Origin of the sequence: Methylobacterium nigriterrae (genome assembly GCF_037106235.1) — a bacterium.
In the GTDB taxonomy this organism is placed as follows: domain Bacteria; phylum Pseudomonadota; class Alphaproteobacteria; order Rhizobiales; family Beijerinckiaceae; genus Methylobacterium; species Methylobacterium nigriterrae.
The window spans coordinates 1-3,102 of the sequence record NZ_JBAWTG010000269.1; the positions used below are offsets into that span (position 1 = coordinate 1).

A 3,102-nucleotide genomic window follows, 5' to 3' on the forward strand; every position below is an offset into this window, starting at 1 on the left:
ACGGAGCTTGCATCGGCGTTGGGCCGGTGCCGTGTTGCGTTTGTTGGTGTTGGGGCGATGAGCGGGCTGATCAACCTGCTGTATCTGACCGGCTCCTTTTTCATGCTTGAGGTGTACGACCGGGTGATACCGAGCCGGTCGGTTCCGACGCTGGTCGGCCTGGTGGTGCTGGCTTTGGTGCTGTACGGCTTCCAGGGCGCGCTCGAGACCCTGCGGGCGCGCATCCTGGCGCGGGTCGGGGCGGCGCTGGACGAGGCCTTGTCGGCGCGCGTCTTCGACCTTGTGGTGCGCGCCCCCCTCAAGGGCGCGGCCCCGGGCGACGGTCTGCTGCCGCTGCGCGACCTCGATGCCCTGCGCGGCTTCCTGTCGGGCTCGGGCCCGGGCGCCTTCTTCGACCTGCCCTGGATGCCGGTCTACCTGGTCATCTGCTTCCTGTTTCATCCGCTGATCGGGGTGGCGGCGCTGGTGGGCGCGGGCGTGCTGGCGGTGGTGACGCTGGTGACCGACCGCGCCACCCGCATCCCGGCCCAGGCCGCCACCGGGCATGGCCTGCGCCGCAACGGTCTGGCGGAGGCGGGGCGGCGCAACGCCGAGGTGCTGGCGGCGCTGGGCATGCAGGGCCGGCTCTCGGCCCGCTGGGGCGGGGCCAACCGCGACTACCTGGAGGCCCAGCAGCGCGTGGCCGACGTGGCCGGCGGCTTCGGCTCGGCCTCCAAGGTCTTCCGCATGGCCCTGCAATCGGGCGTGCTGGCGCTCGGGGCCTTTCTCGTCATCAACAACCAGGCGAGCGCGGGCATCATCATCGCGAGCTCGATCCTGGTCTCGCGCGCGCTCGCGCCCGCCGAGCTGGCGATCGCCAACTGGAAGGGCTTCGTGCAGGCCCGCCAGTCCTGGGCGCGCCTGTCCGAGCTTCTGGCCCGCATCCCCGCGGCCGGGCAGCCCCACACCCTGCCCGCGCCGCGCCAGGCGCTTTCCGTGGAGGGGGTGAGCATCGCCCCGCCCGGCACGCCGCGGCTGGTGGTGCAGGATCTCTCCTTCGCGCTCCAGGCCGGGCAGGGGTTGGGCATCATCGGGCCCTCGGCCTCGGGCAAGTCCTCGCTGGTGCGGGCGCTGGTGGGGGTCTGGCCCGCCTTGCGCGGCAAGGTGCGGCTGGACGGGGCGGCGCTCGACCAGTGGTCGAGCGAGGATCTCGGGGTCCATCTCGGCTTCCTGCCCCAGGAGGTGGAGCTGTTTGCCGGCACGATCGCGGAGAACATCAGCCGCTTCGAGCCGGGGGCCGCGCCCGAGCTCGTGATCGCGGCGGCGAAGGCGGCGGGGGTGCACGAGCTGATCCTGCGTCTGTCCGAGGGCTACGACACCCGCATCGGCGAGGGGGGGGCGGGCTTGTCGGCCGGGCAGCGCCAGCGGGTCGGGCTGGCGCGCGCGCTCTACCGCGACCCGTTCCTGGTCATCCTCGACGAGCCGAACGCCAATCTCGACAACGAGGGCGAGAACGCGCTGACCCAGGCGATCCTGGGGGTGCGCCGGCGCGGGGGCATCTGCGTGGTGGTGGCCCATCGCCCGAGCGCGCTGGCGGCGGTGGATCTGGTGCTGATGATGGCCGAGGGCCGCGCCCAGGCCTTCGGGCCGAAGGACGAGGTGTTCAAGCGCGTGCTGCGGCCCGCGCCCGCACCCTCGGTCGCCCCCCCGGCCGGCCCGGCCCGGATGCCCGGCAACCTGCAGGAGAGTGCCTGATGAGTGCCAGCCTGAACCCGGCGAGCCTGAACCCGGCAAGCCTGAACCCGGCAAGCCTGAACCCGGCCGGCCCGCGCGCCGAGGCCTCGATCCGGCGCCACCTGGCGCTCAGCCTCGGCCTGGCCGGGGCGCTGGTTCTCGGCATCGGCGGCTGGGCGGCGCTGACCCAGATCTCGGGGGCGGTGATCGCGCCGGGCCAGCTCGTGGTGGAATCGGACGTCAAGAAGGTGCAGCACCCGACCGGGGGCGTGGTGGGCGAGCTGCGGGTGCGCGAGGGGGCGCGGGTCACGGCCGGGCAGGTGCTGATCCGGCTCGACGAGACGCAAGTCCGGGCCAACCTCGACATCGTGCTGAAGGCGCTCGACGAGCTGTCGGCGCGCCGGGCCCGCGACGAGGCGGAGCGGGACGGGGCGGGCGCGGTCGGCTTCCCGGCCGAGCTGGCGGCGCGGGCCGGGACCGAGCCGACGGTGCGCCACCTGGTGGAGGGCGAGACGCGGCTGTTTGCGGCGCGGGTGGCCGGGCGCGAGGGGCAGAAGGCGCAGCTGCGCGAGCGGGTGACGCAGCTGCGCCAGGAGATTGCGGGGCTGACCGAGCAGGCTGGCGCCAAGGAGCGGGAGATCGGGCTGATCGGGTCGGAGCTGAAGGGGGTGCGCGAGCTGTTTGCCAAGAACCTGGTGCCGTTCTCGCGGGTGACGGCGCTGGAGCGGGACGGGGCGCGGCTCGAGGGCGAGCGGGGCCAGCTGATGGCCTCGACCGCCTCGGCGCGGGGCAAGATCACCGAGACGGAGCTGCAGATCCTGCAGATCGACGGGGACATGCGCACCGAGGTGGGCAAGGATCTGGCCGAGATCCGGGGCAAGTGGTCGGAGCTGGTCGAGAAGCGGGTGGCGGCCGAGGACCAGCTCAAGCGCATCGACCTGCGCGCGCCCCAGGACGGGGTGGTGCACCAGCTCTCCGTGCACACGATCGGCGGGCTGGTGACGCCGAGCGAGCCGGCCATGCTGATCGTGCCCTCGGCCGACCAGCTGGCGGTGGAGGTGAAGATCCAGCCGCAGGACATCGACAGCGTGCGGCTCGACCAGCGGGCGGTGCTGCGCTTTGCCGCCTTCAACCAGCGCACCACGCCCGAGATCGACGGCCAGGTCAGCCGGGTCTCGGCGGATGTGAGCCAGGACCCGAAGAGCGGGATGAGCTACTACACGGCGCGCATCCAGGTGAGCGAGGCCGAGCGGGCGCGGCTGGGCGGGGTCAAGCTGGTGCCCGGCATGCCGGTCGAGGCCTTCCTGCAGCTCGGCGAGCGCTCCGTCCTCAGCTACCTCACAAAACCCCTCACCGACCAAATCGCAAAAGCATGGCGCGAAAAATAGG

The 3,102-nt window shown here is 72.8% G+C and carries 2 protein-coding genes; both read left to right on the forward strand.

Features of this window, described 5'->3' with window-relative positions:
* Window positions 1-1,734: type I secretion system permease/ATPase (locus WDW90_RS35890; RefSeq protein ID WP_336492519.1), on the forward strand; the 1,734-nt coding region annotated here is incomplete at its 5' end.
* The gene (locus WDW90_RS35895; RefSeq protein WP_336492520.1) at window positions 1,734-3,101 is read left to right on the forward strand and encodes an HlyD family type I secretion periplasmic adaptor subunit; all 1,368 of its coding nucleotides are present in this window, start codon (window positions 1,734-1,736) and stop codon (window positions 3,099-3,101) included. The genes WDW90_RS35890 and WDW90_RS35895, both read left to right, overlap by 1 nt.
* The last annotated feature ends 1 nt before the right edge of the window (window position 3,102 follow it).

What these genes read in the sequence shown, in the direction of transcription:
- WDW90_RS35895 (WP_336492520.1), top strand. Translation starts at nt 1,734, where the DNA reads ATGAGTGCCAGCCTGAACCCGGCGAGCCTGAACCCGGCAAGCCTGAAC.